General features: G+C 44.9%; 25 protein-coding genes and 1 pseudogene. 12 read left to right on the top strand and 14 right to left on the bottom strand.

The window, feature by feature from the left end; genetic code table 11:
* The first annotated feature begins 259 nt into the window (after nucleotides 1-259).
* Nucleotides 260-1261 (top strand): D-alanine--D-alanine ligase, encoded by a 1002-nt coding sequence (locus RN22_RS05040; RefSeq protein WP_046303364.1) that lies wholly within the window; start codon nucleotides 260-262, stop codon nucleotides 1259-1261.
* A 12-nt stretch (nucleotides 1262-1273) separates the two neighbouring features.
* Here the strand turns inward: RN22_RS05040 and RN22_RS05035 are convergent, their stop codons facing one another.
* Entirely contained in the window at nucleotides 1274-2236 is a 963-nt protein-coding gene (locus RN22_RS05035; protein ID WP_046303363.1) for a tyrosine-type recombinase/integrase, read from the bottom strand.
* A 263-nt stretch (nucleotides 2237-2499) separates the two neighbouring features.
* Here RN22_RS05035 and RN22_RS05030 point away from each other — a divergent pair, with 263 nt between their 5' ends.
* The 3 genes and pseudogenes from RN22_RS05030 to yciH all read left to right on the top strand — a co-directional run bounded on the left by RN22_RS05030 (nucleotide 2500) and on the right by yciH (nucleotide 3788).
* Nucleotides 2500-2853, top strand: coding sequence for a DUF3319 domain-containing protein (locus tag RN22_RS05030; protein ID WP_046303362.1), 354 nt, complete (start codon nucleotides 2500-2502; stop codon nucleotides 2851-2853).
* A 194-nt stretch (nucleotides 2854-3047) separates the two neighbouring features.
* Nucleotides 3048-3269: pseudogene (locus RN22_RS25540) on the top strand (DUF3319 domain-containing protein); the annotation flags it as partial.
* 192 nt (nucleotides 3270-3461) lie between these two features.
* Nucleotides 3462-3788: a stress response translation initiation inhibitor YciH gene (gene yciH, locus RN22_RS05020; RefSeq protein ID WP_046303361.1), complete on the top strand. Its 327-nt coding sequence runs from the start codon at nucleotides 3462-3464 to the stop codon at nucleotides 3786-3788.
* A gap of 75 nt (nucleotides 3789-3863) precedes the next feature.
* On the opposite strand, the gene RN22_RS05015 is transcribed toward yciH, so the two are convergent.
* Nucleotides 3864-5375, bottom strand: a complete 1512-nt coding sequence (locus tag RN22_RS05015; protein WP_046303360.1) for a sodium:alanine symporter family protein — start codon at nucleotides 5373-5375, stop codon at nucleotides 3864-3866.
* A gap of 675 nt (nucleotides 5376-6050) precedes the next feature.
* On the opposite strand from RN22_RS05015, the gene RN22_RS05010 reads away from it, so the two are divergent.
* Nucleotides 6051-6590, top strand: a complete 540-nt coding sequence (locus tag RN22_RS05010) for a hypothetical protein (RefSeq protein ID WP_046303359.1) — start codon at nucleotides 6051-6053, stop codon at nucleotides 6588-6590.
* 32 nt (nucleotides 6591-6622) lie between these two features.
* Here the strand turns inward: RN22_RS05010 and RN22_RS05005 are convergent, their stop codons facing one another.
* On the bottom strand, nucleotides 6623-8434 hold the full coding sequence (locus tag RN22_RS05005; RefSeq protein ID WP_046303358.1) for a PLP-dependent aspartate aminotransferase family protein: 1812 nt from the start codon (nucleotides 8432-8434) through the stop codon (nucleotides 6623-6625).
* 160 nt (nucleotides 8435-8594) lie between these two features.
* Between RN22_RS05005 and RN22_RS05000 the strand changes: the two genes are divergently transcribed.
* Nucleotides 8595-9059, top strand: a complete 465-nt coding sequence (locus RN22_RS05000) for an Lrp/AsnC family transcriptional regulator (RefSeq protein ID WP_046303357.1) — start codon at nucleotides 8595-8597, stop codon at nucleotides 9057-9059.
* Here RN22_RS05000 and RN22_RS04995 read toward each other — a convergent pair.
* Nucleotides 9048-9920, bottom strand: coding sequence for a LysR family transcriptional regulator (locus RN22_RS04995; protein WP_197076253.1), 873 nt, complete (start codon nucleotides 9918-9920; stop codon nucleotides 9048-9050). The two genes, RN22_RS05000 and RN22_RS04995, sit on opposite strands and share 12 nt — an antisense overlap.
* Before the next feature lie 450 nt (nucleotides 9921-10370).
* On the opposite strand from RN22_RS04995, the gene RN22_RS04990 reads away from it, so the two are divergent.
* From RN22_RS04990 to RN22_RS04980, 3 genes are all read left to right on the top strand, one after another.
* Nucleotides 10371-10793, top strand: coding sequence for an antitoxin Xre/MbcA/ParS toxin-binding domain-containing protein (locus RN22_RS04990; protein WP_002535846.1), 423 nt, complete (start codon nucleotides 10371-10373; stop codon nucleotides 10791-10793).
* Entirely contained in the window at nucleotides 10793-11254 is a 462-nt protein-coding gene (locus RN22_RS04985; protein ID WP_046303355.1) for an RES family NAD+ phosphorylase, read from the top strand. The genes RN22_RS04990 and RN22_RS04985 overlap by 1 nt, the downstream gene beginning before the upstream one ends.
* A gap of 647 nt (nucleotides 11255-11901) precedes the next feature.
* The gene (locus tag RN22_RS04980; RefSeq protein ID WP_369700089.1) at nucleotides 11902-12723 is read left to right on the top strand and encodes a delta-class carbonic anhydrase; all 822 of its coding nucleotides are present in this window, start codon (nucleotides 11902-11904) and stop codon (nucleotides 12721-12723) included.
* A 103-nt stretch (nucleotides 12724-12826) separates the two neighbouring features.
* On the opposite strand, the gene RN22_RS04975 is transcribed toward RN22_RS04980, so the two are convergent.
* Both RN22_RS04975 and RN22_RS04970 read right to left on the bottom strand, forming a co-directional pair.
* Nucleotides 12827-13213, bottom strand: coding sequence for a VOC family protein (locus RN22_RS04975; RefSeq protein ID WP_002535850.1), 387 nt, complete (start codon nucleotides 13211-13213; stop codon nucleotides 12827-12829).
* Nucleotides 13214-13257: 44 nt separating this feature from the next.
* Nucleotides 13258-13476, bottom strand: a complete 219-nt coding sequence (locus RN22_RS04970) for a DUF6500 family protein (protein ID WP_002535851.1) — start codon at nucleotides 13474-13476, stop codon at nucleotides 13258-13260.
* A 161-nt stretch (nucleotides 13477-13637) separates the two neighbouring features.
* Between RN22_RS04970 and RN22_RS04965 the strand changes: the two genes are divergently transcribed.
* Entirely contained in the window at nucleotides 13638-14033 is a 396-nt protein-coding gene (locus tag RN22_RS04965; RefSeq protein WP_046303354.1) for an ACT domain-containing protein, read from the top strand.
* Nucleotides 14034-14085: 52 nt separating this feature from the next.
* Here the strand turns inward: RN22_RS04965 and RN22_RS04960 are convergent, their stop codons facing one another.
* The 3 genes from RN22_RS04960 to RN22_RS04950 form a co-directional block, all read right to left on the bottom strand.
* On the bottom strand, nucleotides 14086-14907 hold the full coding sequence (locus tag RN22_RS04960) for a hypothetical protein (protein WP_046303353.1): 822 nt from the start codon (nucleotides 14905-14907) through the stop codon (nucleotides 14086-14088).
* A gap of 151 nt (nucleotides 14908-15058) precedes the next feature.
* Nucleotides 15059-15370: a hypothetical protein gene (locus tag RN22_RS04955; protein WP_039849546.1), complete on the bottom strand. Its 312-nt coding sequence runs from the start codon at nucleotides 15368-15370 to the stop codon at nucleotides 15059-15061.
* A gap of 175 nt (nucleotides 15371-15545) precedes the next feature.
* Entirely contained in the window at nucleotides 15546-16034 is a 489-nt protein-coding gene (locus tag RN22_RS04950; RefSeq protein WP_046303352.1) for a hypothetical protein, read from the bottom strand.
* Nucleotides 16035-16336: 302 nt separating this feature from the next.
* Here RN22_RS04950 and RN22_RS04945 point away from each other — a divergent pair, with 302 nt between their 5' ends.
* Nucleotides 16337-16606 carry a hypothetical protein gene (locus RN22_RS04945; protein WP_046303351.1) on the top strand — a complete coding sequence of 90 codons (270 nt, stop codon included), beginning with the start codon at nucleotides 16337-16339 and terminating at the stop codon, nucleotides 16604-16606.
* Between the two features lie 66 nt (nucleotides 16607-16672).
* Here the strand turns inward: RN22_RS04945 and RN22_RS25395 are convergent, their stop codons facing one another.
* From RN22_RS25395 to RN22_RS04935, 4 genes are all read right to left on the bottom strand, one after another.
* Nucleotides 16673-16879: a hypothetical protein gene (locus RN22_RS25395; protein WP_082111362.1), complete on the bottom strand. Its 207-nt coding sequence runs from the start codon at nucleotides 16877-16879 to the stop codon at nucleotides 16673-16675.
* Between the two features lie 225 nt (nucleotides 16880-17104).
* Nucleotides 17105-17557: an OmpA family protein gene (locus RN22_RS04940; protein WP_231590849.1), complete on the bottom strand. Its 453-nt coding sequence runs from the start codon at nucleotides 17555-17557 to the stop codon at nucleotides 17105-17107.
* 43 nt (nucleotides 17558-17600) lie between these two features.
* Nucleotides 17601-17732: a hypothetical protein gene (locus RN22_RS25535; RefSeq protein WP_255350064.1), complete on the bottom strand. Its 132-nt coding sequence runs from the start codon at nucleotides 17730-17732 to the stop codon at nucleotides 17601-17603.
* Nucleotides 17733-18106: 374 nt separating this feature from the next.
* Complete coding sequence (locus RN22_RS04935) at nucleotides 18107-18328, bottom strand: hypothetical protein (protein WP_002535858.1); 222 nt, start codon at nucleotides 18326-18328, stop codon at nucleotides 18107-18109.
* Nucleotides 18329-18547: 219 nt separating this feature from the next.
* On the opposite strand from RN22_RS04935, the gene RN22_RS04930 reads away from it, so the two are divergent.
* On the top strand, nucleotides 18548-18901 hold the full coding sequence (locus RN22_RS04930) for a cupin domain-containing protein (protein WP_156168169.1): 354 nt from the start codon (nucleotides 18548-18550) through the stop codon (nucleotides 18899-18901).
* On the opposite strand, the gene RN22_RS25580 is transcribed toward RN22_RS04930, so the two are convergent.
* On the bottom strand, nucleotides 18902-19120 hold the full coding sequence (locus tag RN22_RS25580; protein WP_082111363.1) for a GDCCVxC domain-containing (seleno)protein: 219 nt from the start codon (nucleotides 19118-19120) through the stop codon (nucleotides 18902-18904).
* Between the last annotated feature and the right edge of the window lie 120 nt (nucleotides 19121-19240).

Genomic DNA, 19240 nt, shown 5'->3' with positions numbered 1-19240 from the left:
ATGGCGGTATCGGAGTAGTGATTCACAGAAAAGAGAGCTAATGCTCTCTTTTTTGTCGCCTTTAAAAAGCAATCGAGACAAAACGTTGGCTTCTCAGCCAGTGGTCGACGGGTTTTTGCGCGATCACGCAAAAATTGTCAGTTATTTGCGTTTGATTGAGTGAAAGCGCGAATGTGTTTGGGTATTGTAGTTGCCTCACGGATTGTGCGATTGGATTTTTTATCCCTGAACGAATTATCAGGGCGAAGTAGGAATGGTCATGAAACCAACTCAAGTATTGTTGCTGTGTGGTGGCGGTAGCGCTGAACATGAAGTATCGATGGTGTCAGCAAACTATCTGGAATCTGAATTAAAAAAGCTGCCATCCGTTTCAGTTATTCGCGTTGAAATCACCAAAGAGGAAGGCTGGAAAGACGGCCAAGGACAAGATTGCCGACTGAATCTGGATAAAACCCTCAAAGTCGGTGACGAGATCATTAATATCGATTATGCCGTCCCTTGTATTCACGGCTTTCCTGGCGAAACGGGAGATATCCAGTCCTTGTTTGAACTTGCAGGTGTGCCATACATGGGCTGCGATTCGTCAGCCAGCAACGTTTGCTTCAATAAGATCACTTCAAAATTGTGGTTTGATGCGATTGGCATACCCAATACTCCCTATGTTTTCCTAACTGACAACAACGAAGAAAGCATTCAAAAAGCGGAAGAGGCTTTTGAGCGTTGGGGTGCGATATTCGTTAAAGCTGCGTGTCAGGGCTCTTCTGTTGGTTGCTATAAAGTGACGGATAAAAAAGCCGTGCGAGAATCTGTCGAAGGCGCATTTGGCTACTCCAATCAGGTACTGGTTGAGAAAGCCGTTCGTCCACGAGAATTGGAAATTGCGGCGTACCACTATAACGGTGAAGTCGTTGTCACGCGTCCAGGTGAGATTGCTTGTCCTGAGGACACTTTCTATACCTATGACGAGAAATACAGTGCGGGAAGCCACAGCCAAACGACCGTAGAGCCGGAAAATCTAACGGAAGATCAAGTTGAGAAAATGCGCGAATACGCTGAGAAAGCGTTTGTTCACCTGAAGCTCAAAGATTTGTCGCGTATCGATTTCTTCCTGACGCCAGAGGGTGAGGTGCTGTTGAATGAAATCAACACCTTCCCTGGTATGACGCCGATTTCCATGTTCCCAAAACTCGTTGAGCACAATGGTCATCCGTTCTCTGAGTATTTGGCTAGCTGCATTCGCTCGGGAGTTAACGTCGGCTAAAGCCAACGGCTCCTAATCTTTATCCAGCTTACGTTTAAACTTATCCATTGCCTCGTCACGAGCCTGCTTATTTCCCACATATTGAGCTGGCATGGCGGGGCTTTTCCATCTGCCCTGTTGTTGAATCTCTTTGATAGTCAGACCTGAATCTGACAAATCCTGACTCGCGCCAACCCGCGGTGATTGACCCGAAAACGTCAATGTACCTTGAACACCTAACTCTTCGGCTGCGCGCCTGAAAACACGATAAATCGATGAGTGATCCATGGGTGCATCACCAAGCTGTTGGTGTTTATTGATTCGGCGCAGCAATGGGCCTTCCGATATCGCCGTCATTTCAAACCATTGTTCAATCAAAGCCGAAGCTTCCGAAGAAAGCTCCATGACGCTATCTGAAATGCGGAGCGTATAACCGAGGTCGGTTTTCTCAATGTCGTCATATTGGATAGCAGCCAGTTCGCTTCGTTTTAACATGCATTCGAAGCATAGGGTCCAAATGAGTAAGTCCCGGATATCTTTGAGCCGATCACTGTTGCTAAGTCTTGAATGTAGCGATTGAAGATGATGGTAATGAAAAGCGTTGGCTTGACCGGCTTCGTCTGCTTTCTCTTGGTAAAGTTTATTGAGCGTAAAACGCACTTCTCTGTGACGAGTTGGATCAGAAAGCGCATGGATGCGATGCAACATTGAAATCGTAATGATATAGCGCTTAATGCTGGATGCTTTACGCGTTGTGGCTTTGCTCTCCACAAAGCGACGAACAGCAGTGACGGCAGCGGGCAGGGGGGAAACATTTACCTCTCGGCAATATTCAATAAATACCTGCCAATCGTTTTGAAAACTGAGTAGTGAATTCTTGCTATACAACCCGAGTGTCAAAGCCTGCCAATCTTCTAAAGGCACATCTCCTTGTTTAAATAGGGAGATGCTGTTTTTGGCTGTTACCGGGTCAGAAATAGGGTCTATTTTTTTCACTTTAATGCACTATAACTAGAGTTTTCTGATTCAATTATTTCATTCGTAAGGCGATATGGAAAGCGCGACTGATCACATAAACTCATGAAGAATTGTCAGTATTTCTAGTCTAACAAAGTCAGAAATTTGGTTGTTAACGTTATTTTGGTCTAATTTACATAGTGAAACGTGGTTTGTTTCATATCATTCTTTAATTTGTATCCAAGACGGGTTCTACAAGAAGGTAGCAAGCGCTTGGATTTTGCTCCAAGAGGAGAGAGTCGATGAGAAAGCGCTTATATCATCGTGGATACAACATCGAGCTGGATGATGAAAAGACACAACAATACAGTGCCCGTTTAGGTGGCAAGCGTGTGACCGGTACTTTGCTGGGTGTTAAACAGTCTATTGATTGGTGGTGTGAAACCAACGTTGTTTGTATGCCGGATGAATTCGAAAAACAAGAATTCAGTGCGCCCAAAGAGAAGAAGACGGAAGAGTACAAAGGCATTCAAATCATGAATGACAGCCCAGTAGATGAAAAGGGCTGGTACATGATGGTCAGGGGAAAACTCTTGAAAGGGTCTCTTCCTGCGTTGAAAAATTTTATCGACAAAAAGCTCGTTATCAAGTCTTAATGCTTTTGTTGCCAACCATTTATCGAATCGTGTTTAAGACGATAAATCTTAGGCAGATATCACGTTAATTGTCGAACTATCCATTCTTTTTCATTAAAATCGCCCCGATAACAAATTTATACTCAATTTTCTTCTAACTGCCTGATCCTTGGCGGTTAAGTCAATGGGTAAGCAATCCATAGAACAGGTAGCGAATGAAAAAGCGATATTCTCATCGTGGTCATACTATTGAATGTAAGGACGATGTTTATACGTCAATTGTCGCAGGAAGAACGGTGTCCGGAACGATGCTGGGCGTAAAACAGTGTATTGACTGGTGGTGCGACACGAGGATTTTCCGAAAACCCTCTGAATTTGGGCGACAGACTTTTCGTTCTGCTCAGGGGCCTTCAACGGAAATGTACAAAGGCATTCAGATTATGAGTGACGATAAACAACCAGGGCTTTGGTACATTCTGGTTCGAGGGCAACTTCTGAAAGGTCCTTTACCGAAGATTAAGCAGTTTATCGACCAAAATGCGCTTTCACGCTAATTCCGTCGTTAACGTATTCTGATAGCGCCAGTTTTGATAGCATTGTCGCTATCAACAAGCGTCAAAGAGTGAAATATGAGAGACGATAACAGCCGCCTGGTGTATTCAACCGATTCCGGGCGTATTAAGGAAGAAAAGCAGGCGCCAGTTCGTGATAAAGGCGACGGGATCGTTCGGATTCAGCGTCAAACCAAAGGCCGCAAGGGCAAAGGGGTTTGTCTGGTGACAGGGTTGGACATTGATGATGCCGCGCTGAAACTGGTCGCCGCTGAGCTAAAGAAAGTTTGTGGTTGTGGCGGTGCCGTAAAAGATGGCGTGATTGAAATTCAGGGTGACAAGCGCGACCAAATCAAAGCGTACCTTGAGAAGAAAGGTCACACAGTCAAACTGGCCGGTGGTTAATTTTCCTTCCAGAAAGACATAAAAAAGAGATGCCAAATGGCATCTCTTTTTTGTTATGCAAGAGGGGCTGTGCGATTAGCCTTTGTAGCGTTGGATAGCACCGCTTTCCAGACGCGCTAGGTAATCGTTCATGTCCGCTTTGATTTCTGGAACCAGACGGTACAGACCGACGATGTTAACCAGAGCCATTGCGAAGATCATTGCATCAGAGAAGTCGATAACTGGACCCAGGTTCATCGATGCACCAATAACAACGAAGCAGCAGAACATGATTTTGAAAATCATCTCTGCACGCTTGCTCTCACCGAACAGGTAAGTCCAAGCTTTCAGGCCGTAGTAAGACCAAGAAATCATGGTTGAGAACGCGAACAGTACAACTGCAACCGCAAGAACCAGAGGGAACCAAGACAGTGATGCTTCAAATGCTGCTGACGTCAGTGCAACACCGCTCAGCTCCTGACCTTCATACAGCTGGCCGGTAATGATAATAACCAGAGCAGTCATGGTACAGATAACAACGGTATCGATGAACGGTTCCAGCAGAGATACGAAACCTTCAGACATGTGTTCTTTGGTTTTTACTGCTGAGTGAGCGATTGCCGCCGAACCAACACCCGCTTCGTTCGAGAACGCGGCTCGTTTGAAGCCCTGAATCATGGCACCGATAACACCACCCGCGACACCTTCACCAGTGAATGCACCGTTAAAGATTGCGCCGAATGCTGCACCTACTTGGTCGATGTGCATCAGGATGATAATCAGAGCTGCACCAACGTAAACAATCGCCATGAAAGGAACGACTTTCTCAGTCACTTTCGCGATTGACTTGATACCGCCGATGATTACCACACCAACGATAACCGCCATGATAAGACCAAACAACCAGCCTTTATCCGCGAAGAAAGACATGTCGCCACCGGTAACGCCAACAACTTGTTTGAACGCCTGGTTAGCCTGGAACATGTTACCGCCACCCAAAGCACCGCCGACCGCACAAACTGAGAATAAAACGGCAAGGGTACGACCAAATGCTGGGTTACCTTTGTTAGCCAGACCTTTGCTCAGGTAGTACATAGGACCACCGGAAACAGAACCGTCTGGGTTAGTGTTACGGTATTTTACACCAAGCGCACACTCTACAAACTTGGTAGACATACCGAGCAGACCCGCAAGGATCATCCAGAATGTTGCACCTGCACCACCGATCGAGATTGCTACTGCAACACCAGCGATGTTACCAAGACCAACCGTTCCGGAGAGTGCTGTTGCAAGGGCCTGGAAGTGCGAGACCTCACCTGGCTCTTTAGGGTCTGTGTAGTCACCTTTAACAAGGCGAATTGCATGGGTGAATCCACGAACGTTAATAAAGCCCAGATACAGCGTAAAGATGACAGCGGCAACAACCAGCCACATTACGATCCATGGCGCTTCAGCATCTAGAAAGGGGAGTGGAACAGAGGAGAAGATCATACCCACGAATGGGTTTACAATTGGAGCGACTATTTCATTGATTGCTTCATCGATCCCTGCCGCAGAGGCTGAGCTCGCAAACAACGAAAGTCCAGCAGTCGTCATTATACGTTTCATTACCGAGTCCTTTTCTTTTTTATATAGCTTCATACTTACCGCAATATGCTGTGTTACATGATTGTTAACAACCATTGCGCTGCGGATTATTTCACGTATAAACATATTTGCAATATATTTCGACCCCTCGATTTTGCATTTTTTATAACAAGATAAAGCGCTCACACTTTTCTAACTTCACTCCCCTTTGATAATTTATTCCGCGAATTTTGTTCGATAGAAAATAATTTCGACAGCATGTGTATAAATAATTGTGCAAATATAGTTTTTGCTTTCTTTAATTCATTCAGATGCCTGCAAGCGCTTTCTCGTGGGGCATTCATTGCACCGCTGTAAAGCAAGCTGATAAAGGTTGTTGTTAACAGATGAATTTAAATAACTATTTCATCAATCCTCAAATATGGCACGTGAAGCATTATTGAGAACCAATTAAATTGGTAAGAAATTAACACTGGAATTAGAAAAGCATTAAGCCGCAAATATTCTGGTCATTCTTATATATGAAACAAACTAAATTCCTAGTAAATGTTTAGGCGAAGTAAAATAGCATGGTGAGATTGGATGGTTTTTAATCGTTCGAATCTGATAATTAGTGATGGGAATCACATTAAGAATATCTATCCGATTAAGTTGGTTTTTTAAGCATAATTAGTCATTTTATTTTCCTATTCAGTCATGCTGTGGTTAGCTAAGTTCACTGCTTCACCAACGCTGATCTTCCTGTCGATTGTCGTGGGTACGATAGCGTCTGATGTGGTGATGCAGAGACAATCCGAGTCGAGTCGGGTGCTTTTAACAAAGTACCTGGAAGTGCTGCCGTCTATTTCTTTGGAAATGGTTAAAGCACAAAGTGCACTGGAAGCATCTGATGGCACAGTACTCGTTCCCCAACAAGTGAATATGCTTGAAGATACGCTCGCCAAGTTGCTCACTAGCCAATACTCAACTTTCGAACAACGAAGACTCGCCATGAAAATTGAGATCCTTCGCGCCAGCCGAATGACCAGCGATGAGTATGAAAGAGAGCTTCACCGTATTGGTGATGATGGCTGTGAACCAAATACCCAATTAGTCAATCAAATTGCTAAGCTTGAACCACTGACACTTAGACCTCAGTATCAGGTTACCCTTTGTTATCTTAACAGTGATGGTACAACCATGATGTCCAGTGCTTCATCCCTAGACTTGAGCGCAAGTGAAGAGCAGGAGCCATAGCAGCCTGTCGTATTTGACCATGTTGCTAATTCTCATTGAATCAATGTTGAGTAATTTGGAAGGTGCTCAACAAAGCGCTGCTGCACATCCAAATACGTTTTTCTATAGATATCATCAATCTTATCTGCGGCTGGGAAGAGAGCCGAGAATCCCGGGTGCTTCAGGTCTATCGTCATTTCCGCCGCCCGCTGCATATGAGCAATAAAAACTCGCGGGTCTTCTAAACCCACTGCAATACGCAGCGTTGTCGGTTTAATACCTGCTTCATTCAGAGCTTCTTTGGAAAGTTCTGAATGTGTCGTCATCGCAGGGCACAATGCAACTGTGTTAGTCTGACCAAGGCTGACCTGCATGCCAATGGCAGGTTCAAGCATGTCAAAAAATTGCTTAAATGCGGTTTGTTCTATGGCTCTGCGGTTAGCTTTGCCTTCCATGTCGATAGTGAATAAGGAAGCCGGTAATCCCAGGCGCATTTGAGATTGCATTAACGCATAGTTTGGGCTGTCAGGTAGAGCAGGGCATGACACGTTGATATCGGGGTGAAGTGCGAATATGCGCGCCAGAGACAGGGTGTTGATGGCTTTCTGCAGTACACGTAATTCAAACGTCTTCATCCCATTAAGAACCTCAAATGCTTTGTCAGCATCGAGGAACGCGCCTTTGATGTAATAAACGTTCCAGAACAGAGTGTTATTCCAGTTAACTTCACGCTCCTTTCCACTTGGTGTTTTTCTTGTGACGCTGTCACCTTTTGGGATGAACATATCTTCGTTCCGCCCGATGACGACACCAGCGGTTGTGCTTCCTGAACCCGCCAATTCTTTCGTATACGAATGAATAACGAAGTCGGGGCGCTCCATAGGGTCATTTCTTTTTAATACAGGATGAAGAAAGGGAGTGCCAACCGTGGTGTCCACCATGATTGTCCAATCACGGTCATGGGCCGCTCGGCTGATGCCAGCAACATCGAGAACGAAACCGTGAGGGTTGCAGGGACTCTCGAGATACACGTAGATCTTACGGCCAGCTTTTATCCTGTCCGCATATTTCTTCTCAGCTGCATCCATGGCTTTAGCAAAGGTTGTTGCATCGTAGCCATCCACCCATTCTATCGCCACGTCCAAGTTTGAGGATTTGCGATACCAGTCTTGAAGCAGTTGGTAACTACCGCCATAAATATTTCGCGAGGCCAGAACGATATCTTCCCGTCCAAGAAGGTGACTTAACAAACCATCAATTGCTGCCATTCCTGAGTTAAAGTTCCAAGCGAGATATTGGTCTGCCATGTCACCGGCTTCGATATCGACGATGTGATTCGCCAACGCGATGGATGTTGGATTCAGTAGTCGGGAATAAATTTCATGTAATGGCTCCCTGCCATTGAAAGCATCCTCCACCCATTCAGTACAGGCAAACAAATAAGTGGCAGTGCGTGTGATGACAGGTGCAGCTGAAAAAATCGCCGCCACATTATCAAAAATAGGGTAAGCGCCTTTCGCCGCGAAATGTCCGTTTTTAGTTGCAATGGACTTGTAGGTTGCGCGCATTGGGTTTTGAAGGTTATCGAGAATTTTCGCTAACTGGAATGAAAGGAACCGTTTAGCGTTAAACCAGGCAATACGATCGTTTCTGTCTAAATCATTCAGCCTATCCAATGTAATGGCCCAAAGATCGTGCGTATGATGATTCGCGGTATATAAGGTAGTAGCAAGGGAGATCAGCGCTTGACCGAAGTCTGACTTCGTATCTATGCCGAAGTGTTTTGCCTGCTCGGTGGCTAAAGATGCGGCATCTTCCAGCTTTGTCGTATTTCGCAAAGGGCTGAGTTGAGTTGCTTTATTCATCGCTAATCCCCTTAACTACAGGTTGCTTAGGTATATAAGGATCACATTAGCCAAAGCAGCGATAAGGATGATTGCGAAATCCCTCCTATAATTGTTAACAAATGGCAGATCCTGCCAATAGAAGAGTTTTAAGCGCTAGTTATGGAGGTTATAGAAGGATATGGAGCATAATCTTGATAGCATCGACAAGAAAATTTTGGACGAACTCCAAAAAGAAGGGCGCTTGACCAACCAAGAGCTATCAGACCGTGTTTCTTTGTCCCCATCACCTTGTTTACGTCGTGTTAGGGCACTTGAGAAAAGAGGGATAATTACTGGCTATCATGCCCATATTGATCAAGAAAAATGTGGGCTACCCATTAATGTCTTTGTGTTGGTTAAACTCGAAAAACCGACCGAAGACAATATGGTCAAATTTGAGTCGTTGATAGACCAAATGGATGAAGTGCTTGAATGCTTTCTGATGACAGGCACTCACGATTATCTTCTTCATGTTGTGAGTGAATCGCTGAAAACGTATGAACGTTTTATTCGCAGAGAATTGACCCGTCTCCCCAACATTGCTGCCATAGAGTCCAGTTTTGCTTTCGGACAGGTCAAAAAGCGTTCCCGTTTACCCATCTAACTGTTGCCGTTTTAACTCCTGCTTGAACAAATCGAGAAGGGCTTTAGCTCCTCCTGTCAGACGCCTTCCTGGCCAACTGGCAAAAATATAAATATCAGGCATGACAACATGATCAATTTTCTCTAATCGGCCTTTTTCGAGATAGGGTTTTGTGGGAAGGCCGGTGAATAGAGTTGCTCCTAGTCCGTCATATGCCATTTGCTGTGCGGCTATGGCATTGTCTGACGCTGCAACCGTTTTTAGCTTAAGCATCGTGTCCGTGCTTTTTAGCTTCATCTCCTTAGTTTCCGGCAAACGAAGCAAGCGAATAAAAGGAGCGCCTTCTGGATACATACCGTCGCGGATGTTCTGAATGATCTCAGGAGAAGCAGCCAGGAAAGGACGAGTTTTCATGATCACATCTTCATGACTGTCTGCTTGGCCTTGAAGTTTGCCCACACGAATAGCCAAATCGATGTCTGCTTCAGACATATCCATGACCTGATCAGAAGCAAACAATTTCACTTCCACATTCGGGTACTCCTTATTGAAGCTTAATATAACGCTCGGCATCAGGTGGGTGCCAATATCGACGGGCGTGGTAATAGACAACACCGAAGGAATGGCGTCAGGATCGATATCCTCGCTCACAGTGTCGAGTAAGGTGTAAACCAAGTGGTGATAGCGTTCATACGCTCGTTGGCCAGCATTAGTGAGTTTCATTTGTCTGCTTTCGCGGTGGAACAACTGAACATTCCAAATCTCTTCTAAATATTTGAGAGATTCACTAATCCTTGACGGCGCAATTCCCAACGCTTCTCCAGCATGCGTGACAGATTGGTTCGACACGACTGCTAAAAAGTGGGAGATGGGCTTTATCATTGACAGAGATTTCTTAAAAGACGTCATACTTCACCTAACTTTCCAGAATCCGTAATGATTTATACAAATATCACTGTTTACGATATCAACTTGAGTGAGCACACTATAAGCGCAATGTGAATATGCCTTGTATTAATTGTGGTTATTATATATTCCCGCAGCAATGTTAAGGTTAGTTCAGTGCAACTGCATAACTCCGCTACAGAGCTACCCCTCTTGCTCATGTAGCTAATCAAATTAGTACCTTTTTTGCCAACTTGCGGCTTATAAAATGTAAGCCGCACTCTTTTTCAAGCAAGCGCTTGCACAGAAAAATATACTTAAATTCAATTACATTAGGCTGTCGTCTTTCGGACTCCATATATTCTTTTGCCTTTCTCTACGACAAGTGGCACTTTACAATGCGACAAATGGCGCACATAATTTAACCAAGGCTTATGGGAGGTTGGTATGTACGCAGAGCAGTTAATGTCGCTTGGTATCGTAAAAGAGGGCCAAGTCATCAATCAGGATATGGAACTGGATATCATCCGCCACGGACTGAAAGTTAAACATGCGCGCAAAGTCATGAAAGAAATGGCGATGAGCAGTGGCGAGTGGGTCACTTTGATTGGCCTAAGCCCAAGAAGCCTCCAGCGTAAAAGCGATTCAGACCTTTTGACACCTTCGCAATCAGAAAAGACACTCGCTATTCGTCGTGTTGTTGATTTGGCCGTTGAATATTACGAAGACCGTGCAACAGCGCTGGATTGGCTGAAAACACCACAAGTGGCTTTTGGTGGGAAAGCTGCTGTTGATTATCTTGATACCAACACCGGCATTCAATATGTAGAAAACGTGCTTAACCGCCTGATGCATGGCATGACCGCTTAATGGAAGTATTTCGACTCTCCGTAAAGCGGTTTGCAGATCTCAGTGGGATGGGGGGTATGTTTGGATCTGGCCGTTGGCATCAGAAAGGCCAACCCATTCTCTACACTGCAGGCTCACGCTCTCTGGCTGCGCTTGAACGCTTTGTTCATGAAAGCCCAGTTCAAATGCCTCCTTTGGTCATGATGACCATCTACATACCCGACGATCTGCCAATCAAACGTGTCTCTGAACAAGAACTCCCAAATGGTTGGGACGCAGTGCCAGATGCAGATACGTCACGTAACTACGGAACCGCCTGGCTTCGAGAAATGACGACACCAGTCATTCAGTTACCATCAGCGATCATCGCCAGCGAATACAACTTCCTGATTAATCCCGCGCATCCTGACAGTCACAAAGTCAAAATCATCGACCAACGCGATTTCTACTACGACAGTCGTCTGAAGAGAATGATGCGTTAGGAAAATCATTCCAAACAAAAGGCGCTGATGACGCAGCAATCGCCAGCGCTTCTTCAAAGATAATTGCAGAGACGCGAAGAGCTCAGTTGGAACAGAATGATCCAACATGAGCGTCTTAGAGAATGGGTAATTATCTATTTTATGGTAAATAGATAATTACGTTTAATAGACTGAAATCTTTGAAGAAAGTGGGTAATGACAGACGTAGGAGAGTCAGATTTTGCGTAGCCGCACATCATATTTAACATAAGATAGATAATGCGTACTAAGGTTTTATATATTAACAACTCGGTTCAGGCCGAATCTACATAGATTGGTCTATGAGTTTACTGTATATGCTGTATTCGTACTTTCAACCAAACATGACACCATCCGCAGATGTTTGGCCATGTGATACATCCAATTGCTTCAGTTCAGAGAATTACTCGTAAAGATCTGAGACTGACCAGCTTCGTCTATGAACATCTGAGCTGACTTTCGTTACTCTCGTCATGTGTTCACAGTAAACGGAAAACTGCCTTAAGGACATGTGAAACTATCAGGTTGTTTTTTCACAATGAATTCCACGAGAACACCTATCGAACTATTTCAAATTAATAAGGGATAAACCAATGAAAGCAAGCAACCTTTGCATCATTACATTGGCTATGACAACGTCATTCGGTGTGTTGGCAAAAGACGCAAACGCGCCGGTATCAGACGCTGTTATTTCAGAGCAACGTCAAGAGCTGGCTGAAAACACAGAAGATGAAGGATTTGGTCCTCAATCACCGCGTGATATTGATTCTAAAGCAGGCAATAACACCACTTTGTTCAGCACTGCACCGTCTTACACAGAAATGAACCTGTGTAACATCCACTTCCACAAAAATGCTGAGCACAAAGGCGGCGAATTTACGCTTTATGCAGGAAATGGCGATGGTGAAGGCTACCACACCGGTTACCGCTACTCTGGTAAGTTGTCAGATGCTGAACTCGCACCAGTAAAAAATAAGGTTTGCCCGAGCAAGCATGGCGACCTGAAACCTGGTGATACCATTGAAGTTCACTATGTTCATTCAACGGCGCAGGTTGAACCCGGCCCGACGCTTGGTGCGTGTTTGAGTGATGCCAACAAAAACCCGCAGCTTCGCGTGGAAACGCAGGTTTACGTGCTGGTGAACGATAAAAATGCTTACGACTTTGAAGAGCTGACAGAGCATGAAGTTCAGGATGGCGTGCATCAGGCGGTTGCGATTCCTACTAATACGGGTAAGCCAATTCAATACATGGGCTCAACCACAGGCCCTGGCTACAACGAGAAAGGATCGCCATTCCAGGTGACTTGGAGCGTTCGTCCGAAAGTGGCGAAAGTAAATATCGAATCCGTTGGCGAATGGTGTGAAGGCAATGTCTTTGACGAAGACCATGCGCACGGCGTGCGTAACCTTGTAGTCAATAAAGATCTACTGTCAGAAATCGTTAACTAAGGTTCTCTGAACAAGGGCGTAGACAGTGTTATGCGCCCTATTCTTCTTACTGTTTTGTTTGCCTTAGTAAGACAAAAAGAAATGGCGCTTTCGCGCCATTTTTCTATTCGTAACAAACCGCTTGGAGCTTATTTCCGTCTGGATCTCTAACGTAAGCAGCGTAGTAATTCGGCCCATAGTGCTCCCTTAAACCCGGAGCCCCTTCATCCGCGCCACCATTGGCCAATGCTTCAACGTAAAACTCATCGACCGCTTCACGGCTTGCCGCTTTAAAGGCGACGTGTGTACCGTTGCCCCAGGTTGCAGGCCTGCCATCAAACGGCTTGCAGAGATACAGGAACGGCATTTGGTCATCTTTGGCGTAAAGCGGTGGTTTACCGGGTGGTTTGGGTACACGTGTCATTCCCAACGGCTTTAATACCGAATCGTAGAAAGCTGACGCTCTTTCATAGTCATTAGTACCCAGTGTGATGTGGCTGATGATAGACATGCCTGAATCCTTATTTTCTTTCGCTCGGTACCGCTGAGCCTGATTTATCTGTCGTTTTCGACCAAGGTGATCACATCCCGCGCTTTAACAAAATGGTCGAGTTCGTGAGTTTTTATCCACCAAGTCGCCGCTTCCATGAGTAGTTCTGGGTCGTCATTTTTGTTCGCAAAGAATGCATAAAAGGAGACGTTTACGTTATCTCCTTTCGTCAGGATTTTCTTTTTACAGACCTCAATAACTTTTGTGCGCAATGAATCTCTCATGTTTTACCTGAATTAGGGCTATCCGAATTGCAATACTGTATATAAACACAGTCCATGTTAAAAGTGGCACTTGTGAGAATTTGAACCACCCTACACTTCTTTTGAATCTAGGGGCGCGATACATTGAGTGGTATTGATAGGATGTTGATAGTGAGAATTGCATGGCGGGAACTGTTGATTTAAATGCCCTTTTAGATTCGATGAAGCCAGAGCTGATGCAAGATGAGTTTGTGTTTTGCACCGTTTCGGGCGAGCTTGCAGATTTTGTTGAGCTAGCCCCACTGGCTACGTTTCAGGAAACCGAAGGGTTGACCTTATTGCTGGAGAAATCAGTCGCTGACTCTGCAAACATGGTATTTGAAGGTGTCTACCGTCAGATAACCCTGACGGTGCATTCAAGCCTCGATGCTGTGGGTTTAACGGCCGCAGTATCGACGAAGTTGGCAGAGAAAGGCATCAGTGCCAACGTGCTTGCCGCCTACTACCACGATCATATCTTTGTGCAGGCAGAAAAAGCGGAAGCAGCGCTGGCGGCATTGCTGGAGTTTTCCGTCTGAATAAACTGGCTTCTAGTGAGAAGATGCCAGTTTTACTATGAAAGCCCGAAGGTCAATCTAGCGAACTCGTTTCGCAATATTTGCGGAGATCTTCACTGACCTTAAGCTTGTGGCTTTGTGCTAAATGGAAGTGCACTAGCATCAACAGATCACTGGCGAAATATCTCTCGAAATCATCTGCGTCATTTTCAATGCATATTGCTTCACAGCGCTGTGCATGTGTTCGCGCTTCCTCATATCGGCCTGCTTTAATGAAGCTCATAGCCAGTCGGTATTCAGCACGCTCTTCTTGCATCCAGCCTCCTGCAACTCGCCAAAACTGTAAAGCCAGTTGCGCTGATTTTATCATTTGTTGGTCTTGCTCTATCGAGCGTTCTTCCAACCCCTCAAACTGACACGCTAAGTTATTACCAGTGATAGCAAGAGCACGCGCAAGGGGTTTTGATACTGAACTCGTGCTAACGCCTTCCGTTGCCATCGTTAACCATTGAGAGGCTTGAGCTGTGTTTTCTAATGCGGCGTACTCATTGGCAATTTGTGCAGAAACCCGGTGCTGATCATCGATCGCCAAATGACTCATGTCGGAAAGCTTTTTGGTATGAAAGTAATCTGCCACGACTTGCGCACGAAGGCTTGATGGAAGATTTGCTCGGTTAGGTGGCAAGGATGACAGTAGGTGTAATAGCTTGTCAGGAGCGTACAGGTGCCCTATTGCTGTATGGAGCAATAAGGTCATCGCAGATTCGGTTTGCTCCGGCTCCAAGCTACCTAACATAGAGGCCATCGAATCAAAAACCGCGTTTGGTTCTGACTCATGTTTTTGCCACCCTTGGTTCAATAGTGAATTGAAGTCTTGTTCTTTATTGTTCGACATAATGACTATCCTTGTCCTGTTGAGTCTTCATTATGAGGTTTGAACAGGCGTAGTCGATCGCGATGCAAAGGCTCTGGAAGGACGTCACTATTTTTTTAGCGACTAAAAAGCATTAATAAGCAGATACATAGGTGGTGCCAGAAGTACTAAGCTACTGGACCATGATGGGTTTACCTTCAGAAAGTACAACAAAGTACTCTCCTCGCATAAATACCCCTAATACTTTATTGCTGCTGATATCTTCCCAGGCTGCACCATCGTCAGATTGTGAAAATGCGTCGATGAACATCAACTTAACGTATTGCTCATAGGTCAGTACTTCGCGCTTCACGAAGCCACCAAATGGATAGTAAATCAAACTGCCGTCTCTCAAGTAGGCAGGGATCATCTGACCTTTTTGGTGCTCGTCAGAGCCGCTCATCACAACGGCTTTATAATTGTGTCGGTATCGGATTGCAGGCATAACAATAAATACTGTTTATATATACAGTATAATTCTACTCTGTTTATGAAGAACGGCAAGCGGCTTTGATTAGACGGTTAACGGTAACGGTCTCAATTTCAGCGTTCGGGTATATGGACTTGTAGTGAAGACTGGTGAGAGTGGCGGATAGTCACCCGCCTAGATGTGAAAACTTCTATTTGTGATTCAGCAGCATGATGATGTCGTCTAACATCTCTTGCTCACCCTGCTTGTTCACGGGATAACTCATGTCGACTTCCAACTCTTTCGCGAACTTTTGGAAGTATTTTGGAACATGAGAAAGGATGTAATCTGAACATTCGCAGTGTTTGTTGTGGATGAAGTTACGAATAATATGCTCGTAATCAACGTCTACATCACTCCCTGACACTCTATCCAAGAAGAACTCTCTCTTATTGTCTTCCAAAAAGCGGATATAGCGGTTTTCAGTGAGGTATTTGTCCAGTAGTGCTTGCCTGATACAGGCCAATACAATACGTGAAGCTCGCTTAGGCTTTGTCTCTCCAGATTCTTTCAATGATTCAAGAATCCTAGCTTCAAGGTATGGCGCATACTTTTTTTTATCGAAGAAGTCTTCTTCCACACGGGTAAAAAACTTCTCAAACTTCTTCTTGCGAATCCAATTCGTCAGAATCCATTTCATAGGCTTTATAGTCTTGGGGCTGTTAACGGCGCTAACCTACCACTGTTCCATGCGTATTGGTTAGATCTATGAAAAAATTTTGCGCTTTGAGCGCCATTTTTTAATGAATAAGCACATCGAGTATAAATAATTGCTCTCAAATTGATGTGATCTGAAACATGCATGCTTAAGAAGCATACACACCAATATGCCACTAGTTGGTTATATTTGAGATCTTTGTCGAGTTAACAACAGATTAGATGCGGTTTAATAGCTTATGTAACGTACTTGTCACAGAGAAAGTAAAGGTGTCGGGAGGCATCATGACAACGTTTGCACTGGGCCGAAAGACCATTATCAACGAAAGCTCCCTGGAGTATGACTGGATAAGACGACAGGTTGAAGAAGGCACAGAAAGATCGGAAATCATTGGCTCGATATTGCGGTGTTTTGGCGGCGATGAAGAGATAGCTGAGCTTTTCTATTCTATTGCCTTGGGGGAAAGTTCGCCTGGCATTTTACTGACACACTTAAGCTTGTGCGATTGGTCACCGACACCAGATCTAGAACATGAACGGCTAGAAAAAATATAAAGCAAAAGAGGATGGGCTTGCCCCATCCTCTTTATTCGATTCGGTATACAGAGGCAGTGAAGTCAATTACTGCTTAAATATTTCCATCACCATTGGAACGACTTTATACCAAACTGCGGCGCCGATACCCACCCAGACCAGTAACCAAAACAGGCGCGAGAGCCATGTATTTCGTGAGTGATAGCGGGCTGGATCCGGTTCTCCGCACCCTGGGCAAGATAACGCTCGTTTGGATACCTGTTTTTCACAAACCGGGCAAGCTACTAATGGCATGTAAACCTCTTATTCCTTTTTGACTCTTTTATAATGATCGTCCGCGAAATCACTTATCGTGGAACGTTAGGCGATACATATTATTACGAGTCGCCTCACCTAACTAGATAGTTCGCATAGAAATCACTGAAACGATCAAGTTCCTGAGAAAATTCATGAAAAACACATACTTTCTGACGGGAATAAGGTGAAGGATAAGCTGGCCAGCTTCCCCTTCGAGTGAGGTCACGCTTGATTTGGTACGATTTGAACCTCAACACGTCGATTCTTTGCTCTACCTGATGAGGTTTCATTGGAAGCAATGGGTTGGGTTTCACCATACCCTGTCACATACAAACGCTGTGCGTTGACCGCCGAGCGAAGCAGATACCCTTTCACACTCTCAGCACGTTTTTCAGATAAGGTGATGTTATATGCGGCATCACCTGTACTGTCCGTGTGTCCTTCAATACTCAAGAAGGTTTTGTCATATTCGTTCATGACCCGGGCTACTGCATCAAGAGATTGGTAGAAGCCAGGTGTGATGCCACTCTGGTTGGTGCCGAATGTAATATTAGAAGGCATTACCAGACGGATATTGTCACCTTCGCGTACGACTTCGATCCCCGATCCAGACAACTCTTCACGAAACGCGGCTTCCTGTTGGTCCATATACTGGCCGACAGCAGCACCTGCCAAAGCTCCAATCGCGGCACCGATAAAGATTCGTTTGTCTTTGTGGTTACCAGTAGCTTATTCCTAATACCGCGCCAGTAGCTGCCCCGATGGCTGCTCCTGTCCCTGTGTTTGAGGCACAGCCTCCAAGCGCCAGCGAAGCTGCAAGTAAAGTCACAACAGGAATAGATTTACGCATAACAATATCTCCTTCTTTCCACCCCCATACTTCGAGGGGCTCTACTCAGCCAGTTGGGCCAAGAGTATGCGTATTGATAAGGTGGCCAATCATAGATATCTGTAAGGCACTGATTGTCAGCACATTGCAAACTCAATTTAATAATTGAACACTGTTTTATACCCACATTGTGTATGACTACGGAACTCAAGATTAATTCAACGAGCTAGACGAAAGTGACTGAGTTATTTTGACCGCGAATTTGTTAGGGTTAGCGAAAAGCTTTTAATCCTATGTAGTTAGTACTGAACTATTGAAAACAAATTAAGTTATAGTGCGTTAATGCATTAAAATAAAGGAGCAGTTGACGTCCCTGCTCCTCTTCCAAAGGCGACTTAATCACCGAAGTCGTGGACTGCGAGCTGGTAGATGTCGACTGGATCAACCCACTCAACCGTACCACACACAGTACAAGTGCACTCAGTATAGTCTTTATAATCGCCACCGGTTGGTGGTGTTGTCAGTGCACGAATAGCTGGATCATGGTGAGCTTGCTCACGTACTTCATGTCCAGTTTCTTTTTTGCAGCTCGCGCAGTACCAAGTGTGTACACTCATCGTTATCTCCTTGCTTTAAATCTTGCTCCGTCGCGGTGAGTGTAATTTCATATAACCTTCAATTTGTGATGCAATATTGAGACAGGAAGCAATTAGTCGGAAATAGACTTTTTCCGGCCACTTTTTAGCAAAGTAGTCAGCATGACGTAGGTGTTTCTAGGCAGCTTCCTATGTGTTTACACGTTGCGTTAATGCTTTATGTTCAACAGGTTGCTATCCATGGGGTCAGAAAAGATGTTCAAACAAGGAAACCTCTTTAAAAGCTTGCCAAATGCCAGAATTAACGAGGTTTTTGAAGATTTAGTCAAACACCCGTTTGTCAGGATTGAGAGAATAGTGTCGCGAGGGCAAACTTCTCCTGAGACAGGCTGGTACGATCAAGACGAGAATGAATGGGTTGTCGTGTTACAAGGCAGCGCTGAATTAACGTTTGAAAGTGGCGAAGTCATGCCTTTGCAGGCTGGTGATCATGTCAATATTCCGGCCCGCACCAAACACAAGGTGAGCTGGACAGAACCCGAAAAAGAAACTGTTTGGCTGGCAGTATTCTACCCAGCTGTCGATGCTGAGTAATCAATGAAGTTGGTCAGTACAACGCCCTTTAACTTGTGACTGCGGACATGAGGCGTCACCATAAGCGCAAAACACACAGCACATACCATCCTGAACTATCAAAACCTCACCACAACTCTCACACTCGTAATGTTGTAGAGGTGTGTCGATCGGCATGAGTTCTGACTTAACGTGTCCGCATTTTGGGCAGGTTATGTTTGATTTCAGCAGTACTTTCATTGGAGAAAATGCCCTTCTATTGAGGTGTCCATCAGTAAGCGTGGAACACCTTGAAGACACTTGCCAGCACCAGACGCCAATTGCGTTAGATTCAACCATTAAAAGATGTAATTCTAGATA

This window comes from Grimontia sp. AD028, assembly GCF_000973155.1.
Classification (GTDB): domain Bacteria; phylum Pseudomonadota; class Gammaproteobacteria; order Enterobacterales; family Vibrionaceae; genus Enterovibrio; species Enterovibrio indicus.
This window is presented reverse-complemented; position numbering and strand designations above follow the sequence as displayed.